Origin of the sequence: Myxococcus eversor, from assembly GCF_010894455.1 — a bacterium.
GTDB lineage: Bacteria > Myxococcota > Myxococcia > Myxococcales > Myxococcaceae > Myxococcus > Myxococcus eversor.
Window position 1 is genome coordinate 121,221 of the sequence record NZ_JAAIXY010000014.1, and the last position, 16,865, is coordinate 138,085.

The window sequence follows — 16,865 nt, forward strand, 5'->3', positions numbered from 1 at the left end:
GGAACCGAATGGAGACACCGAGCCGCCTGATCGAAGCGCGCGCCGATGCCCTCGCCAAAGCCTCTGTCGAGCCGATGTATCAAGACCCCTTCTGGGAGGCGCGCTACGGCGCCGAGCGGACCCGCCGCTTTGGCGACGAGGATGCCCGCTTCCATGTGCGCTACCTTGTGCAATCGTTGGACGAACACCGTCCCTCCGTCATGGAGGAGTATGCGCGGTGGCTTCGCACCTTGCTGGTGTCGCGAGGAATGTCCACCCTCCACCTCGACCTGAATTTCGCCGGGCTGGCCGCCGCGTTGGAGGCCGAGAATTGGGGCCCAGGCACCGAGCCGTACGAGCATGTGCGCGCCGCTCGGGAGGCCCTTCGCTATCCGGAAGGACCCTCGCGGGCGCTGCAAGATGACGCCGCGGAGCTGTGCCGAGCCGCCACCTCACGTCTGGCCCTCTACCTCACGGCGGAGGACCGGCCCCGATTGGAGGATGAACTGCGACTCCAGCTGTCATATCTCGCGGATGCACTCGCCGCGGGCAAGCCCGAGCTGCTGGCGGACCACGTGCGCTGGTACGTGGGCTTCTGGCCGCGCCGGGGCTTCGGACTGCTGGCATTTCCCACGGTGCTGGGGATGTTGAAGGCAGTGCTCGGAGCCAGGCATCCCCAGGCCCGCGCGCTGCTCGCCACCGCCGGCGTTTCATGGGACGAGACGCGCTCATGAGAATCTCCACGCCCGACGACAGCCCCTCCTTCGACGACCTGAGCCGCGAGGTGGCCCTGGCGTGTGACGCCGAGGGGACGCTCACCTGGGTGGATGCCCGCGCCCGGCAACTGCTCGACGCCTGGCCCGGCAAGTCGCTGCGGGCCATGGCCGCGCAGGGCACCGAGGACAAGGTCGACAAGCTGCTGGTGCAGGCCCGCGACGAGCGCGTGAATGGCTGGGAGCTCATCCTCTGCCATGACAACGTGCCCACGACCTTCGCCTTCCGCGCGCGCCCGCACCAGGGCGGCGTGCTGCTGGTGGGCAGCCTGGTGCCGGAGGACTATGGCCAGGCGCTGGAGCAGGTCAGCTCCACCATGAGCGAATTGTCCGCGCTGCACCGCGAGACGGAGGGACAGCGCCGCGAGCTCAAGCGCCGCGCGGACGAGCTGTCGCGGCTCAACCAGGAGCTGAACGAATCCAACCGGGGCATGCGCAGCCTGCACGCCGCGCTGGACGAGAAGGCGGAGGGGCTGCACCGCGCCGCTGAAATCAAGAACCGCGTCGTCGCCAACGTCAGCCACGAGTTCCGCACGCCGCTGCACTCCATCCTCGGCCTGTCCAAGGTCCTGCTCAACCCCATCAACGGGCCGCTGTCCGCCGAGCAGGAGAAGCAGGTCACCTTCGTCCGCAACTCAGCCGAGTCCCTCTTCGAGCTGGTCAATGACCTGCTGGATTTGTCCAAGGTGGAGGCGGGCAAGGCCACGCTGCGCCACAGCCACTTCGTGGTGCATGATTTGCTCGCCGCGCTGCGCGGCATGATGCGTCCGCTGGTGCCCGACGAGTCGCCCGTGGAGCTGCGGCTGGTGGAGCCCACCGAGCCGCTGGAGCTGGAGACGGACGAGACGCGGCTGAGCCAGGTGCTGCGCAACCTGGTGTCCAACGCGGTGAAGTTCACCGAGACCGGCCACGTCACCGTGTCCGCGGCCCCGGGCCCGCGCGAGACGGTCATCTTCACCGTGAAGGACACGGGCATCGGCATCGCCCCGGAGAACCACGAGCGCGTCTTCGAGGAGTTCACCCAGGTCGACAGCCACATCCAGCGCAAGGTGAAGGGCACGGGCCTGGGCCTGCCGCTGGCGCGCAGGCTGGTGGAGCTGTTGGGCGGAAACCTCACCCTCCAGAGCAAGCTCGGAGAAGGCTCCACCTTCACCGTCACCATTCCCCGCGTGCACATGGAGGTCTCGGAGATGGCGGGGCTGGCCGAGCGCAGCCAGCACCTGGAGCCGGGCCGCGCGCCGGTGCTGGTGCTGGAGGACGACCGGCAGACGCTGTTCCTCTACGAGAAGTACCTGTCGCGCTCGGGCTTCCAGGTGCTGCCGGTGCGCAGCACGGACGAGGCGCGCAAGGTGCTCCAGCGCGTGCGGCCCGCCGCCATGGTGCTGGACGTCATGCTGGAGGGCGAGACGAGCTGGAACTTCCTCGCGGAGATGAAGAACGGCGAGGCCACGCGGGATATCCCCATCCTCGTCGTCACGGTGACGGACCGCGAGCAGAAGGCGCGCGCGCTGGGCGCCGACGAGTTCTGGCTCAAGCCGGTGGACGAGGTCCGCCTCCAGAGGAAGCTCCAGGAGCTGGCGCGCAGCGGGCCGGTGGAGCGCATCCTCATCATCGACGACGATGACGTGCACCGCTACCTGCTCAAGCAGCTGCTCAAGGACATGCCCTACGTGCTGCTGGAGGCCGCGGGCGGCGTCGACGGCGTCCGGCTGGCGCGCGAGCAGGTGCCCCAGCTCATCTTCCTGGACTTCATCCTGCCGGACATCACCGCCTTCGACGTGCTGGATTCGCTGAAGGCGGACCCGCGCACGCGCGAGATTCCCATCATCCTCCACACCTCGCACGAGCTGCGCGACGACGAGCGCGCGCGGCTGGCCCACGAGACGTCGGCGATTCTCTCCAAGCACACGCTCAGTCGCGAGGTGGCCATCAGCCGCATCCGCGATGCCCTGGCCAAGGCGGGCCTGGGCTCCCACACTCCACAGGAGGGGAAACGTGGTTGAATCTCGACTGGCCACAGTGCTCAACGTCAACGACGACGACGCCAACCGCTACCTGGTCAACCGCATCCTGGAGATGGCGGGCTACCACGTGCTGGAGGCCGCCACCGGCATGGCCGCGTTGCTCATCGCCGAGCAGCACCGGCCAGACGTCGTCGTCCTGGACGTCAAGCTGCCGGACGTCAGCGGCTACGAGGTCTGCGCGCGGCTGCGCGCCAACCCGAACACGGCGTCCATCGCCGTGATGCACACGTCCGCCACCTTCGTCACCTCCGACAAGAAGGCGCGGGGCCTGGACTCCGGCGCCGACGCGTACCTCACCCAACCCTTCGAGGCCTCGGAGCTGGTCGCCACGGTGCGCTCGCTCCAGCGGCTGCGGCACGCGGAGCAGGCCGCGCGCAGGCGCGCCGACGAGCTGGCGGAGATGGACCGGCGCAAGGACGAGTTCCTCGCCATGCTCGCGCACGAGCTGCGCAATCCCCTGGCCGCCATCATGACGGCCATCGGCATCCTGGAGCGCAAGCCGACCGACGACACCAAGGAAGCGCGGATGCGCGGCATCATCCACCGGCAGACCCACCACCTGGCGCGCCTGGTGGACGACCTGCTGGACGTGAGCCGGATTACGCGCGGCAAGGTGGAGCTGCGCACGGGCCGGTTGGACTTGCGCGCGGTGCTGCTCCAGGTCGTGCAGGTCATCCGCCCCTCCACCGAGGCGCGCGGCCTGGGGCTGGAGGTGTCCCTGCCGGACGGCCCGCTGTGGTTGAGCGGGGACGCCACGCGGCTGGAGCAGGTCTTCACCAACCTCCTGGACAACGCCGCCAAGTACACCGACAGCGGCCACATCTCCCTGCGCGTGGAGCGCGAGGGCGTGAACGGCACCGCGCAGGCGGTGGTGAAGGTGCGCGACACGGGCATCGGCATCCCCAATGAGGTGTTGCCGCGCATCTTCGACCTGTTCGCCCAGGCGGACACGTCCCTGGAGCGCACGCGCGGGGGCCTGGGCATTGGCCTGACGCTGGTGCGCCAGTTGGTGCAGCTCCACGGCGGCCAGGTCACCGCGCGCAGCAACGGCACCGGCACGGGCTCCGAGTTCGAGGTGAGGCTGCCGCTCCTGCACCTCATGGAGGAGCCGGTGGCCCTGCCGCTCTCCCGGCGCACCCGGGCCGCGCGCCACATCCTGCTGGTGGAGGACAACCCCGACGCGCGCCAGGCCATGCGGGAGCTGCTGGAGCTGTGGGGCCACCACGTGGAGGTGGCGCCGGACGGCCTGCAGGGCGTGGAGCTGGCGGTGAAGAAGCGGCCGGAGCTGGCGCTGGTGGACATTGGCCTGCCGGGGCTGGACGGCTACCGGGTGGCGCAGGAGCTGCGCACGCGCGTGGGCAACGACATCCGCCTCGTCGCGATTACGGGCTACGGCGGGCCAGAGGGACACGACCGGGCGCTCAAGGCGGGCTTCGACCTGCACATCGTCAAGCCGGTGAAGCCGGACGAGTTGGATCGCCTGCTGTCGAATCTTTGAGTGGAGCGGAACGAGAAGAAGGCGCGGGCCGGCGCCATTGAAATGGGCGGCGCGCTAGCGCCGGCCCAGGGCGTTGGCCACCAGCCCCAGCAGCTTCACGTGGGGGGCTTCGAGCTGACGCACGGTGCGAAGCAGGCGCCGGACTTCCGGTCGCTCGGCGGGTGCTGACGACGGTTCGCTGGTGCGCGAGGACGCGGTGCCATGCGACGCGAGCCCCAGCAGCTCGTCCGCCGACACATGCAACTCGTGACACAGCTTGAGCAACGTCTGCACGCTGGGAAGCATGCCGCCGCGCTCCAGACGCCCATAGACCTCTGTGGCCACGTCGATGCGTTCGGCCACGTCAGCTTGTGTGAGCTCCAGCCGGTTCCGCGCGACTCGCGCAGCCGCTCCGATGGTGGTTGCCAGTTTCTTGTCCATGCCTTGCCGACCCGAAACGTTTGGCCGCTGGCATAGGACGTATAGAGGCAGACAGACAGAACTTGTCGGGTCAGCCTCAGGTTGTTCACCCAGCGGGTTACCGTCCCAGAGGGAGACTTTCGGGGTCCCGAGTGCCTCCGCACCCGCCCCTTTTCCTCGACGGAAGACCCGTCTTCCAGGCACAACCCGGCCCCCCGAAATCAGGGGAAGAGGCCCTCCAAGCGGACAACCTGTGACGTTGGGCGGGGATTTTCCTACGGTGCCGGAGAGTCCTGCGACGAGGGCCTCCCCCCAAGGTTGTATCCGCTGTCCGCCGCTTCATCACGTCGCCGGTCCCTAGCGCCGCGCCGGGTGTCCAAGGCCTGTCGCGGCGGGCGCGCGCGGGGGTGTCTTCACGAGGCCCGTGTCCGCTCGTGGGGCCGCCCTGCCGCACGCGGGGTACGCAGGCGGGGGCACGACCTGGGACAACCGGTGGCATTCGAGGGGCAGACGACCTTGGGAGTCGCGCGCGCTGGGGGCGGGAGGACTAGGCTTGGGCGGCGATGGCGCTCGGACGGAGCAACCTGCTGGTGAAGCTCTGCGTGGCGATGGGCGTGGTGGCCCTGCCGCTGCTCGTCGCCATCCTCGGCTACGTGCTGCCGCAGCTTCGCGCGCAGCTCCACGCGGACCGGGTGCGCGGGCTGCGGCAGGCGGTGGAGACGGCCTACGGAATCCTTCGCGAGTACGAGGCCCAGGAGCGCTCGGGCGTGCTGACGCGGGAGGAGGCGCAGCGACAGGCCGCCGCGCTGCTCCAGTCGCTGCGCTACTCCAGCGTGGAGTACTTCTGGGTGAACGATTTGGACACGCGGCTGGTCATGCACCCGCACCTGCCGAAGAGGGTGGGCCAGGACATGAAGGGCTACCGCGACGTGCGCGGGCGGCCGGTGTTCGTGGACATCGTCACCCTGGTGCGCCAGCACGGCGAAGGCTCGATCGGCTACGAGGCCACGCGGCCGGGCTCGCCGGAGCCCATCCCGAAGGAGAGCTACGTGAAGCTCTTCGAGCCGTGGGGCTGGGTGCTGGGCACGGGCGTGTACGTGGAGGACATCGACCGGGAGGTCTCCGCGGTGAGGCAGCGCATCCTCCTCGCGATGGGCGGCGCGCTGGTGCTGGCGATGCTCTCGGGCGCGTACGTGTCGCGGCGGGTGGTGCGACCGGTGCGCGCGCTCTCGGCCGCGGCCCACCGGGTGGCGAGGGGGGACCTTTCGGTGCGGGTGGAGGTGCGCACCGAGGACGAGGTGGGCCAGCTCACCCAGGCCTTCAACGGCATGGTGACGGGCCTGCGGGAGGTGGTGGAGGCGCTGGTGGAGGCGGCAGGTGCCACGGCGGCGGACGCCGAGCAGATCCGCGTCTCCACCGACGGCCTGTCGCGCACGACGCGGGAGCAGTCGGAGTCGCTCCAGCGCGCGGCCGAGTCGGTGCAGGACATGAGCCTGCATGTCTCCCGGGGCGCGGCGGCGGCGAGGGTGGCGGCGGTGGCGGCGGTGGGCCACGGGCAGGTGGCGCGCGAAGGCGGCGTGGCGGTGGACCAGGCGTCCCGGAAGATGGGGGAGATTGTCGACGTGGTGGAGCGCTCGGCGCGCACGGTGGAGCAGCTCCAGGAGTCCGGCCGGGCGACGGCGCGGATGCTCCAGGTCATCCAGGCGGTGGCGGACGAGACGCGGATGCTGGCGGTGAACACGGCGATTGAGGCCGTGCGCGCGGGGCAACACGGCAAGGGCTTCTCCGTCGTCGCGGGCGAGGTGCGCAAGCTGGCGGAGCGCACGCACGAGGCCACGAGCCAGGTGCGCGAGCTGCTGGTGAAGAACGAGGCGGACACCGCGGCGGCGGCGGAGTTGATGCGCCGGGGCACGTCGAAGGTGAACGAGGGCATGGGCCTGTCCTCGGCCGCGGGCGAGGCACTGGCGCGGTTGTTGTCCGGAGTGAAGGAGCTGGGCGCGCGCGTGGAGACGATGGCGGAGCAGAACGCGCGCCAGTCCGCGTCGGGCGAGTCCATCGCCGGGCGCATCCAGGCGCTCTCGGTGCGCTCGGCGGAGTCAGTCTCGGGGGTGGAGCGCATCGCCCGCTCGGTGGACGACTTGAGGGCCAGGGCCTCGCGGCTGCGGGAGCTGGCCGCCCGCTTCACCACATCAGGGCCGGGTTAACCTTTCTTCACACCCGCGCAACGCCCGGGACAGGGGCGCGGGGCAGTCTCCACCTCCACACGGGGCGCGGCTTCTCGCCGTCCCCCATTCGGAGGCAAGACACATGGCGCTGGCATTGACGCGGGCCCCCGGGCGCGAGCCCGTGGTGTTCGGATACGCGCTGGAGACGCTGCTGTCGACGGCGGCGCCCCTGACACCGTTCACCGAGAAGGCGCTGGAGCGACAGGGCCTCTTCGCGCACCGCCCCCTGTACACCGCCTATCCCTGCGCGGTGTGGCCCAAGGCCATCCAGTTGCTGGCGGCGGCCGAAAGCCCGCCCCACGCGGACCGCGAGGCGGCGGAGTACGCGCTGGGCCTGCGCTTCGGGGAGCGGTTCATCCACGCGCGCATGGGCACCGCGCTCCAGGACTTCGCCCAGGTGGTGGGCCCGGAGAAGATGCTCTTGCGCATGGCGCGCAACCTGCGCTCCATCAACAACTTCCTCGACGTGTCGGTGGCGCCCCGGGGCGATGACGGCGGCTGGGAGCTGAGCCTCTATCCGGTGCGGGAGTTCGTGGACCACCCCCGCCGGCTTTCGGACCCGCCTCACTTCATGCGCGGCCTGCTCACCTTCGCGTTCCAGCACAGCGGCGCGCCCACGGCCCGAGTCACGCTCCTGAACCACGATGAGACGCGGGCCGTGACGACCTTTCACGTCGGCCTGTAGTCAGGGTCCACGCGCTGGAGGGGAGCCCCCTCGACGCGCGCCTCGGCGCGCGGCACCGGCAACAGGATGCGAGCCGTGGTGCCCACGCCGGGCCGGCTCTCCAGCGTCAGCGTGCCGCCATGCGCGTCGACGATGCGCCGGGCCAGCGCGAGCCCCATGCCCACGCCACCGGTGCGCCGCGCGCGACTGCGGTCCGTGCGGAAGAAGGGCGTGCCCACGCGGGACAGGTCCTCCGGTTCGATTCCGATGCCCTCGTCGGCGACCTCCAGCGACAGCTCTCCCGGCGTGCCAGAGAGGGCACGCAGCCGCACGGCCGTCCCCGACTCGGAGTACTTGCCCGCGTTGTCGAGCAGGTTGTCCAGCGCGCGCCGCAGCAACATTGGGTCCGCCTCCAGCGTGGGCATGACGCCCTCCACGCTCACCTCCAGCACCCGCCCCGGACGCGCGGAGCGGAAGCGCGAGGCCGCCTTCTCCACGAGGCCGCGAATCTCCACCTGCTCGGGCCGCAGCGGCGGAGTCCCCGTGGTGGCGCCCTCCGAGGCCAGGTCCAGCTTCGCGGTGGTGAGCACGTCATCCACCAGTCGCTCCAGCTCGGACAGGTCGCCGGTGATGTCCGTCAACATCTCCCGCGCGGTGGCCGCGTCACCCTCCTCCGCCAGGTCCAGCGCCACGCGGATGCGCGCCAGCGGCGTGCGCAGCTCGTGCGACACGTTGGCCAGAAGCTCCTTCTGCGAGCGCAGCAGATTCGTGATTCGTCCCGCCATTTCGTCGAAGGCCTCCGCCACCTGTCCCAGCTCGTCGCGCCGACGGATGCCGGTGCGGGTGTCCAGCTTCCCCTCGCCCAGCGCGCGCGCCACCTCCGCCAGGCGCTGGAGCGGCTCGGCCAGGGTGCGCGCGAAGGCCAGCGAGGTGATGGCCGTGCACAGCAGGACCGCGCCCAGCACGAGCGCGGTGTTGCCCGGGGGCGGCTCGGGCGGACGGGTGATGATGGTGGCGTAGGCCTCCACCGGCCCGTCCTCGGGAATGGGCAGCGTGAGCGAATGGGGAGGAGGCCCCCCCGAGAAGCGCTCACCGCGCTCCGCCAGGTGCTCCAGCTCCACGGGCCCCAGCGCGGGGGTGGGTGACGCGGTGTTGGTGGCGATGAGCCGCCCGGAGGCGTCTCTCAGCGTCACCCGCGCCTCGAGCAGCCTGGCGGCTCGGTCCAACGACGCCTGGAGCGCCACCGGGTCTTCCAGCAGCTCCTCCCACTCGCGGATGTTGTACGCGGCATTGCGCGTGAAGCCGTGCTTCAGCGGCTTCTCCAGGATGAAGAAGCGGGCGACGTAGAGCGTGGCGACCACCAGCACGAGCTGGGCGAGGCCCACCAGGTAGATGCGCAGCAGCAGCCTGCCCGGAGGCTGCAGGCGAAGACTCACGACTCCTCACCCGTGGCGAGCATGTAGCCGGCGCCGCGCACCGTCTTCAGCAAGAGGGGGTTGCGCGGGTCCACCTCCAGCTTCTGACGGAGCCGGAAGATGTGCACGTCCACGGAGCGGTCGAACACCTCGTCCGCGCTGCCCTTCACCAAATCCAGCAACTGCTCCCGGCTGAGGACGCGGCCGGCGCGCTCGGCCAGCACGCGCAACAGGCTGAACTCGTACGTGGTGAGCTGCAGCGCCCGCCCATCCAGCGTGGCGCGGAGGCTGCGCGGGTCCATGAGCAGTCGCCCCGCGTGCACCGGCTGCGAGGAGGGGCCCGCCTTGCCTCGGGCCCGGCGCACCTGGGCGCGGATGCGGGCGAGCAGCTCGCGCGACGAGTAGGGTTTGGGCAGGTAGTCGTCCGCGCCCGTCTCCAGGCCGAGCACGCGGTCTGCCTCCTCGCCGCGCGCGGTGACCATGATGATGGGCACGTCGGTGCGCCCCCTCAAATCCCGGCACACCTCCAGCCCGTCCCTCCCGGGGAGCATCAGGTCCAGGAGGATGACGTCGAAGACATGGCGGTTGGACTCCACCAGCGCGTCGGTGCCGGAGTGGGCCAGCGTGACGACGACCCCATGCTCCTGGAGGTAGCGGGCGGTGAGCCGGGCCAGTCGCTCGTCATCCTCGACGAGCAGGACCTGGATGGTGCCTTCCTCCAGGCTGGGACGATTGAGCTGCTCCATTCGCGTGCTCCTCCTGCTTCCGCGGACCTTCCAGGTGGGAAAGTAACAGCGGAGCCGTGGCCCGGGAGCAAGCAGGGAGGAGTCTGGCGCCTCGCGGGACGCTCCGGCCGGGTCCAGCGAGGGCATTCACGCTCCCGGGCCACACCCTGAGGGTGGCACCGGGATGTGTCCAGGATGCGTCCCTGGGATGACGGATTGTTACGGGGTGTAGGCGGAAGGCCCGCCCGGCCACCGGACAGCCGGGCGGAGCCCCTTCGGCCCTTCACCTCCAGGGGCCGATGCCCTGGCTCAGCGCAGGGTCCACTTCTGGTTCGCGGTGCCCGCGCACTCCCAGATTTGCAGCCGCGCGCCGTTGTTCGGGTTCCAGTCCTTCACGTCGATGCACTTGTTGGCCTGCGGGTTGACCAGGTCCCCCGCCCCGCTGAGCACGAACCGCTGGGCCGCGTTGCCATTGCAGTCATGGAGCTGGATGAGGGCGCCGTTCTCCGTGGAGCCCCAGGTGACGTCCATGCACTTGCCGAACGCGCGCAGCGTGCCGTCGCCGTGGAACGTCCAGCTCTGCGCGGCGCTGCCGTTGCAATCCCAGAGCTGGATGGGCGTGCCGTTGGCCGTGTTGGAGTGGTCCACGTCGATGCAGCGGCCGTTGAGGCCGACGATGGCGCGTCCCCCTCCGCCGCCGCCGTTGGTGGTGAGCGAAAGGCCGTAGACGGAGAGAATCTCGTTCACCGGCTGGTAGTACATGGTGCCGCCGGTGGAGCAGTTGCCCACGCCGCCGGACGTCACGCCCTGCGCCTGGTTGCCCGAAATCCACGAGCCGCCCGAGTCGCCACCCTCCGCGCACGCGTTGCTGCGCGTGAGGCCATACACGGGGCCGACGTTGTAGTTGACGGTGACGTTCTTCGCCTCGATGACGCCACAGCGCCAGCCGGTGGTGGAGCCGGAGCGACACACGGACGCGTTGATGCCCGCCTCGGCGGAACCGGAGACGATGACGTTGCCGCCCGCGTAGTTGTAGACCCACGGCTGCGACGCCCACGAGCCGTTGACCTGGACCCAGCCGTAGTCGTTGTCCGGGAAGGACGAGCCGCGCACGGTGCCCTGCGCCGCGCCGTTGAAGCCCGCGGTGCTGGAGTTCACCCCGCCGCAGTGGCCCGCGGTGACGAAGCCTCCCGCCACGGAGAAGCCGATGGAACAGCGCACGTTGCCGTTGATGTAATAGGCGTCGCCACCGCGCAGGTCATACATGGGACGCGGCTGCTCGGAGGAGACCTCCACGCGCACCGCGCGGTCCGCCGCGCCGCTCTCCGCGATGAAGCGCTCGGCGTTCACCACCGCCGCGTCCTTGGCGAGCACCACCACGCTGTTGGTGATGACGTCCACGTACCAGCCATGGATGTCCTTGCTGGCCACGTCCGCGCCCTTGTCCAGCGCCGCCTTCAGCGCGTCCAGCTCGCGCTCCGTGCGCGTCACCCAGCGCGGCTCGGCGCCCGCCCGACGCGCGGCCTCGGCACCGGCGGCGGTGGTGACACCGACGATGAGCCGGTCTCCCTCCTCGCTCAGCCACGCGCCACCGAACGTCCCGCCCAGCTCTCCGCGCAGCGAGGCTTCCGTGCGCGCCGCGAGCGCCTCCGTGACGAGCCGCTGGCGGGCCTGCGTGGCCGTCAGGCCCAGGTCCCGCTGCATCGCCTGCAGCACCTCCGGAGACACGTCCTGCGCGAGCGAGGCCTCATCGGCCGCCAGCGCGGACAGGGGGAACAACGCGGCACCGGCGAACAGCGCCGTCGCGGTGGAGAGCGCCTGGAGTCTTCGGTTCATGGGGGCTTCCTTTCGACTCGACACGGGGAACGCGCACCGGCGAACGGGCCGGTCCGCGGAGGCCACGGAAGCGAGATTCAGGAGCCAAGTCAAACAATTCAAGTATTTCTAGAAAATCACGACACTTCTATCGGACGAACAATAAAGTCCATGACGCCGTGGACGCGCGGCGTCATTTCCGCTGGGCGGACGTTTCTCCAGTTAATGGATGAAGCCGCGTCTCTCGCGGGCCGTGTTCAGGCTGAACCGTGCGTCTCGGCCAGGGCGCGTCGGTCCACCTTGCCCGCGGAGGTGCGCGGCAAGGCCTCCACGAAGCGCACGGAGCGAGGCGTCTTGTAGCGGGCCAGGCGGCCATCGCAGAAGGCCAGGAGGACCTCGGCGGTGGGAGAGGTCCCCGCGCGGAGGACGACGAGCGCGCGCGGTGTCTCTCCCCACTTCGCGTCGGGCACGCCGATGACGGCGACCTCCGCGACGTCGGGGTGGCCGGAGAGGACGCTCTCCACCTCGGAGGGGTAGATGTTCTCTCCCCCGGAGATGATGAGGTCCTTGCCTCGGCCGACGATGCGGAAGCAGCCGTCGTCGTCACGCAGGGCCAGGTCTCCGGTGCGCAGCCAGCCGTCGGCGAAGGTGCGCGCCGTCTCCTCGGGCCGGCGCCAGTAGCCGGCGCACACGTGGGGACCGCGCAGGAGCAATTCGCCCACGTCCCCTGGCTGTCGCTCGCCTTCGATGCGCGCTTCCACGTGGAAGAGCGGCACGCCGACGAAGCCCGGCTTGCGACGCACGTCCGCCGGAGGGAGCCAGAAGTTGTTGGGGCCCGCCTCGGTGAGGCCGTAGCCCGTCTTGAAGGCGACGCCCCGGGTGAAGAACCGCTCGAACACGGACAGCGGACACGGCGCGCCACCGCTGACGAGCAGCTTGAGCCGCGAGAAGTCCACCGACTCGAAGCGCACGTGGCGCTGCATCTCGATGAACATGGTGGGCACGCCGAAGACGAGGCTCACCTCGCGCTGGTGGATGAGCTCGAACACCTGCTCCACGTCGAAGCCCTTGCACACCACGGAGGCGCCGCCCACGTACACCAGGGGCAGCGTGAAGACGTTGAGGCCGCCGGTGTGGAACAGCGGCGCGTTGAGCACGGCCACGTCTTCGGACGTCAGGCCCCAGCTCACCACGGTGTTGGCGGCGTTGGCCGTCACGGAGCCGTGGGTGAGGACCGCGGCCTTGGGGACGCCGGTGCTGCCGCCCGTGTAGCAGAGCATCCACGGCGCATCGGCCTCCAGCTCCAGCGCGGGGAGCGCGGAGGGGGCAGCCGCATTGCGCTCCTCGACGAAGGAGCGCTCACCCGGGCCCGCCTCGCCGAGGCCCAGCCAGTGGCGCACGAAGGGGGCGCGGGCGCGCACGGTGTCCACCTGGGCCCGCAGCTCCGGGCCGTACACGAGCACGGAGGGCTCCGCGTCCGCGAGGATGCCGACGAGCTCCAAGGCACTGAGGCGCCAGTTGAGCGGCTGGAGGATGGCGCCCAGCTTGGCGCAGGCGAAGAGGAGGTCCAGCGTCTCCACGCGGTTGTGCGCGAGCACGGCGACGCGGTCCCCGCGCTGGACGCCGAGCACGTGGTGCAGGTACGCGGCGGTGCGCGAGGCGGCGGCGTTCCACTCGCGATAGGTGATGCGACGGCGCCCGCCCCGGGTGGAGTCGACGAGGGCGGGATGGTCGGGGTCCAGAGCCGCGCGGCGGGCCAGCCAGTCATGGACGATGGGCATGGCCCCGCACGCTAGCCGAGCGCCGGGAAGTGTGCCCGGCGCTCGTCACCCGAACGCTCCCCGGTTCACACCTCCGGGAAGATGAGCAGACCGCGCTCCGTGTCCACGACATAGACGTAGCCGTCTCCCGGGACACGGATGCCGATGGCGCCGACATAGGGGGACCCGCCGAAGTCCGAGTCTTTCTCCTGCCAGGTGTTGAAGTAAGCAATCTCCCGGGGCCGCGCGGGTCTGGTCACGTCCAGCACCCGCACGCCGTACTGGTAGTGGGTCAGGTAGAGCCGGCCGCCGACGAGCTCCATGTTGTGGATGGAGACCTCGGGCGACAGCTTGTACTCGCCGATGAGCGTGGGGTTCTCCGGGTCATTCAGGTTGAGCACGCGCAGGTGGGCGCCCCAGTTCTCCCCGCCCTCGAAGGCGATGAGGTTGTTGTTCATGTACGCCACGCGCGAGGTGTGGCTGGTCGCGTGCGGCGGCTTGTACGCGCCCAGCTTCTTCACGTTCGCCGGGTCCTTCGCATCGAGGATGAGCAGGCCCGCGTTCCAATGACTGACGAAGAGCAGGTGGTTCAGGGAGGTGGCGTCGTGCGAGTAGGAGATGTCAGCCCCGGTGAAGCTGGGGTCGCTGTAGCTGCCCAGGCGCACCGGCTCCCGCGCGTTCGTCACGTCGTGGATGGTGGTCCCCACCCTGCCGCTGGCCGACATGGAATACAGCCGGTTGCCCGACACGAAGAGGGTGTGGATGTTGACGCGGTTGCCGTCGGACAGGTCTCGGACGAAGGTCGGGTTCGCGGGGTCGGTGATGTCGAACACGAGCACGCCCCGGGAGGCGCTGGCGACATAGAGCGCGTCGTCCTTCGCCCACACGCCGTTCCAGTAACCGTTGCCAGGAATCTGGACGGCCCTCACCAGCCGGGGTGCCGTGCGGACCTTCAGGTCGAAGACGGAGAGGCCACCGGGGCCATTGTCAATGCTGTTGATGGACACGACATAGGCATGGCCCTTGGTGACATAGACATCCACGGGTATCCCCATGCGCTCACCGATGGCCGCTTCGCCCAGCAACGTCAGCCCGCCGGAAGACTCCGCCTCGCCCGGACGACGACGAACCCGGGCGCCCTCGAACGTGCTCAACAGCGGGGCGTCGGCCCCTGTGCAGCGCAGCTCACAGCCCGTCAGCCGGTCCGGGCCCTGCGCCGCGCACCCCACTTCCGTGAGGATAGAGGGCCTCCCGTCCGGGAGCGTGAATGTCGACGTCCGGAAATAGGGGTGTCCCCCATGGGCGGGGTCGGGCTCGAAGTAGAAGTACAGGTTCGTGAAGTACTGGGACACGGGGAGCGCGGCGGTCGCTGCCTCGAGGACGCGCACATTGAAGCTTCCGGACGCCAGTCCGTTCAGGCTCGCGAGGTCGCAGCCGGACAGGTCGAAGGCATCCATGGACTCACAGTCTTCGGCGGTGAGAACCGTGGAGCGGAGCGAACAGGCGGCGAGCGGCTCCGGAGCCCAGTCGGCCGCGTCCTGAATGGGCGCACCCGGTGACAGGTCCACGGGGACCTCCACGACCTCGTAGTCCCGGCTGTTGCATGCCCCCAGCGAACCCACGCACATCAACGTCGCGACAACACCGTACGTCCACTTCACCATGACAGCCCCCGGGGATGGGGCCAGCGAGACCTGGAGGCACGAGCAAAGGAAGACAGCCGGCCCGGATAATCGCGAACGAAGTGGGGCCCTATCCATATCGTGGCAAACAGGGCGGCGTTCAATCCAAGACATCAAGGCCGGGACACGGGAGCAGGGGCTCCGGACGCTGCCCTGCCTTGAACACTTGAAGCCCGCGAGGTAGAGAACGACCCCTCATCTCCGCAGGGGGCGGGGAGCCACGGCGGGGACACCTTCTTCATGCACAATCGCGGCGCCGAGAAGGAATACCTCCAAGACGGACTGCGCAGCGGCCTCAAGCTCGACGCGCGCTTCGACGCCCTGACGCCCCACCTCCACGTGGCGTGGATTGCCTGGGACAGCGGCTTCCGCGGCTCGGGCCTGCGCGTCGGCGACCGGGTCATCGCCATCGACGGTCAGCCCGTCGTCAAGCCACCCGACCAGACCACCGCGCAGCGCACGGTGCCCTTCCTTCTGGGCCAGTACGCCGAGGACCAGACCTGGGCCAAACAGGGGCGCAAGGAGGGTGACAAGGTCCAGGTGCGAATCGCTCGCCGGCGCGAGCCCGGCGAAGGCTGGGAGGAGCACGAGTTCAGCGGCACCCTGCTCCGCGAACGCACCTGGGGCATCGCCGACACGACGCGGCGGATCCTCGGCCCGGGCGGACCCGAGAGCATGGGTCGCGATGGCTTCGACGAAGCCTGGATGTCGTGGCTCGAGAAGCGCGTCTTCGACTGGGAGCGCCTGCTCGACAGCACCTTCGGCGCCTGGCGCACCTCGCGGGGGACGCGCGCTGAGCTCGCGAACCACCTCGGACACAAGGCCCGGGTCGACTCCCTCGTCGAGCATCACCCCGGCCCCTTCGCGTCGGCGATGCGCGAGGACTGGGAGACGGTGCGCGCCTGTCTCGAAGGAGACCTCGTCACGCTCCCGGCGGATGCGCTGGAGTTCCGCACCCGGGGCGAGGAGCAGGTGAAGGCCATCGGCCTCCAGGCCGCTGCGTCCTGGAAGGCCCTGCTGGCGGCCCGTGCTGGAGAGACCCTCAGCGCCTTCCCTACCGTCGACCCCTTCCGTGGCGACCGCTCGGCATTGACGGGCAAGCTGGTCTCGCTGCCGACGGTGACGCAGCGCGAGTGGCTGGTCGACATGGGCAAGGGCTACCTGGCCTGGAACCAGTCGGGCGCGTGGGTCTTCTGCCCCGTCGACAGCCCGGCCATGAAGAAGGTCTTCACCGCCATGCAGCGCTATCAGCGGCGCGTGGCACCCTCGGTGCGAATCGACATCGCCCTGCTCGGCCGCATCCTGCCTGACCCGCGCCTGCTCGCGGGCTCCGGGCGCACCGCCGCGGGCCTGGAGGTGGAGCCCGTCGCAGCGCTGGTCGGCGGCGTGGTCTGCGTCGATGCCAGCGATTCGAGCGAGGGCGGACCGCGCTTCGCAGGAGAGGAGACGCTCAGCCAGGAGACCTCCGGGGCCCCGGCCGATGACGCGGGCCCGCGCGAGGTCATCACCGCCATGATTTCGGCCGTGAAGCGCGGCGACCAGGAGACGTGGAACGGCCTCTTCGCCGACTGGCGCGCCGTGCCCGACTCCAACCGGCCCATCTACTACCCGGTCTGGACCTGGAACGGCCGCGACAGCGAGTGGGTGCGCTCGCGGCAACTCCTGCTCAACAAGGTGCTCGACGCGCGGGTGCGCTGGAGCAGCGAGTCACGGGTCGTCATCCAAGGCGACGAGGCCCCGGGCCTGCCGCGCATCGAGGAGGTCGAGCTGGAGGTGGACCACGTCGGCCTCTTCGAGGGCCAGACGAGGACCTTCAATTCGGTCGAGGTGCGGCGGAAATGGACGGTCCAACGCCGCAACGGTGGCCCCTGGCGCATCACCAGCGAGCAGAGCCTGTAAGGAGCAT

The 16,865-nt window shown here is 70.0% G+C and carries 12 protein-coding genes; 6 read left to right on the plus strand and 6 right to left on the minus strand.

The features are described 5' to 3' along the window. Window positions 1-8: 8 nt before the first annotated feature. From G4D83_RS26895 to G4D83_RS26905, 3 genes are read left to right on the plus strand one after another with little or no spacing between them, the layout of a single operon-like run. Window positions 9-713 carry a hypothetical protein gene (locus tag G4D83_RS26895; protein WP_163867701.1) on the plus strand — a complete coding sequence of 235 codons (705 nt, stop codon included), beginning with the start codon at window positions 9-11 and terminating at the stop codon, window positions 711-713. Beyond that, window positions 710-2,755, plus strand: coding sequence for a hybrid sensor histidine kinase/response regulator (locus G4D83_RS26900; protein WP_163867702.1), 2,046 nt, complete (start codon window positions 710-712; stop codon window positions 2,753-2,755). Before G4D83_RS26895 ends, G4D83_RS26900 begins: the two co-directional genes overlap by 4 nt. After that, on the plus strand, window positions 2,748-4,274 hold the full coding sequence (locus tag G4D83_RS26905; RefSeq protein ID WP_240356620.1) for a response regulator: 1,527 nt from the start codon (window positions 2,748-2,750) through the stop codon (window positions 4,272-4,274). The genes G4D83_RS26900 and G4D83_RS26905 overlap by 8 nt, the downstream gene beginning before the upstream one ends. 54 nt (window positions 4,275-4,328) lie before the next feature. Here the strand turns inward: G4D83_RS26905 and G4D83_RS26910 are convergent, their stop codons facing one another. Further along, window positions 4,329-4,694, minus strand: a complete 366-nt coding sequence (locus G4D83_RS26910; protein WP_163867704.1) for a helix-turn-helix transcriptional regulator — start codon at window positions 4,692-4,694, stop codon at window positions 4,329-4,331. Window positions 4,695-5,236: 542 nt separating this feature from the next. On the opposite strand from G4D83_RS26910, the gene G4D83_RS26915 reads away from it, so the two are divergent. After that, window positions 5,237-6,877 (plus strand): methyl-accepting chemotaxis protein, encoded by a 1,641-nt coding sequence (locus tag G4D83_RS26915; RefSeq protein ID WP_163867705.1) that lies wholly within the window; start codon window positions 5,237-5,239, stop codon window positions 6,875-6,877. Window positions 6,878-6,980: 103 nt separating this feature from the next. Next, a complete protein-coding gene (locus G4D83_RS26920; RefSeq protein WP_163867706.1) occupies window positions 6,981-7,583 on the plus strand; it encodes a DUF2378 family protein in 603 nt (200 codons plus the stop codon). Here the strand turns inward: G4D83_RS26920 and G4D83_RS26925 are convergent. From G4D83_RS26925 to G4D83_RS26945, 5 genes are all read right to left on the minus strand, one after another. Then, entirely contained in the window at window positions 7,568-8,998 is a 1,431-nt protein-coding gene (locus tag G4D83_RS26925) for a sensor histidine kinase (RefSeq protein ID WP_163867707.1), read from the minus strand. The genes G4D83_RS26920 and G4D83_RS26925 overlap by 16 nt on opposite strands. Beyond that, window positions 8,995-9,723: a response regulator transcription factor gene (locus tag G4D83_RS26930; RefSeq protein ID WP_163867708.1), complete on the minus strand. Its 729-nt coding sequence runs from the start codon at window positions 9,721-9,723 to the stop codon at window positions 8,995-8,997. Before G4D83_RS26930 ends, G4D83_RS26925 begins: the two co-directional genes overlap by 4 nt. 288 nt (window positions 9,724-10,011) lie before the next feature. Next, a complete protein-coding gene (locus tag G4D83_RS26935; RefSeq protein ID WP_163867709.1) occupies window positions 10,012-11,538 on the minus strand; it encodes a S1 family peptidase in 1,527 nt (508 codons plus the stop codon). A 236-nt stretch (window positions 11,539-11,774) separates the two neighbouring features. Beyond that, window positions 11,775-13,298, minus strand: coding sequence for an acyl-CoA synthetase (locus G4D83_RS26940; RefSeq protein ID WP_163867710.1), 1,524 nt, complete (start codon window positions 13,296-13,298; stop codon window positions 11,775-11,777). Between the two features lie 65 nt (window positions 13,299-13,363). Continuing rightward, window positions 13,364-14,941, minus strand: a complete 1,578-nt coding sequence (locus G4D83_RS26945) for an LVIVD repeat-containing protein (protein WP_163867711.1) — start codon at window positions 14,939-14,941, stop codon at window positions 13,364-13,366. A 258-nt stretch (window positions 14,942-15,199) separates the two neighbouring features. Here G4D83_RS26945 and G4D83_RS26950 point away from each other — a divergent pair, with 258 nt between their 5' ends. Next, a complete protein-coding gene (locus G4D83_RS26950; RefSeq protein WP_163867712.1) occupies window positions 15,200-16,858 on the plus strand; it encodes a hypothetical protein in 1,659 nt (552 codons plus the stop codon). Window positions 16,859-16,865: the final 7 nt, after the last annotated feature.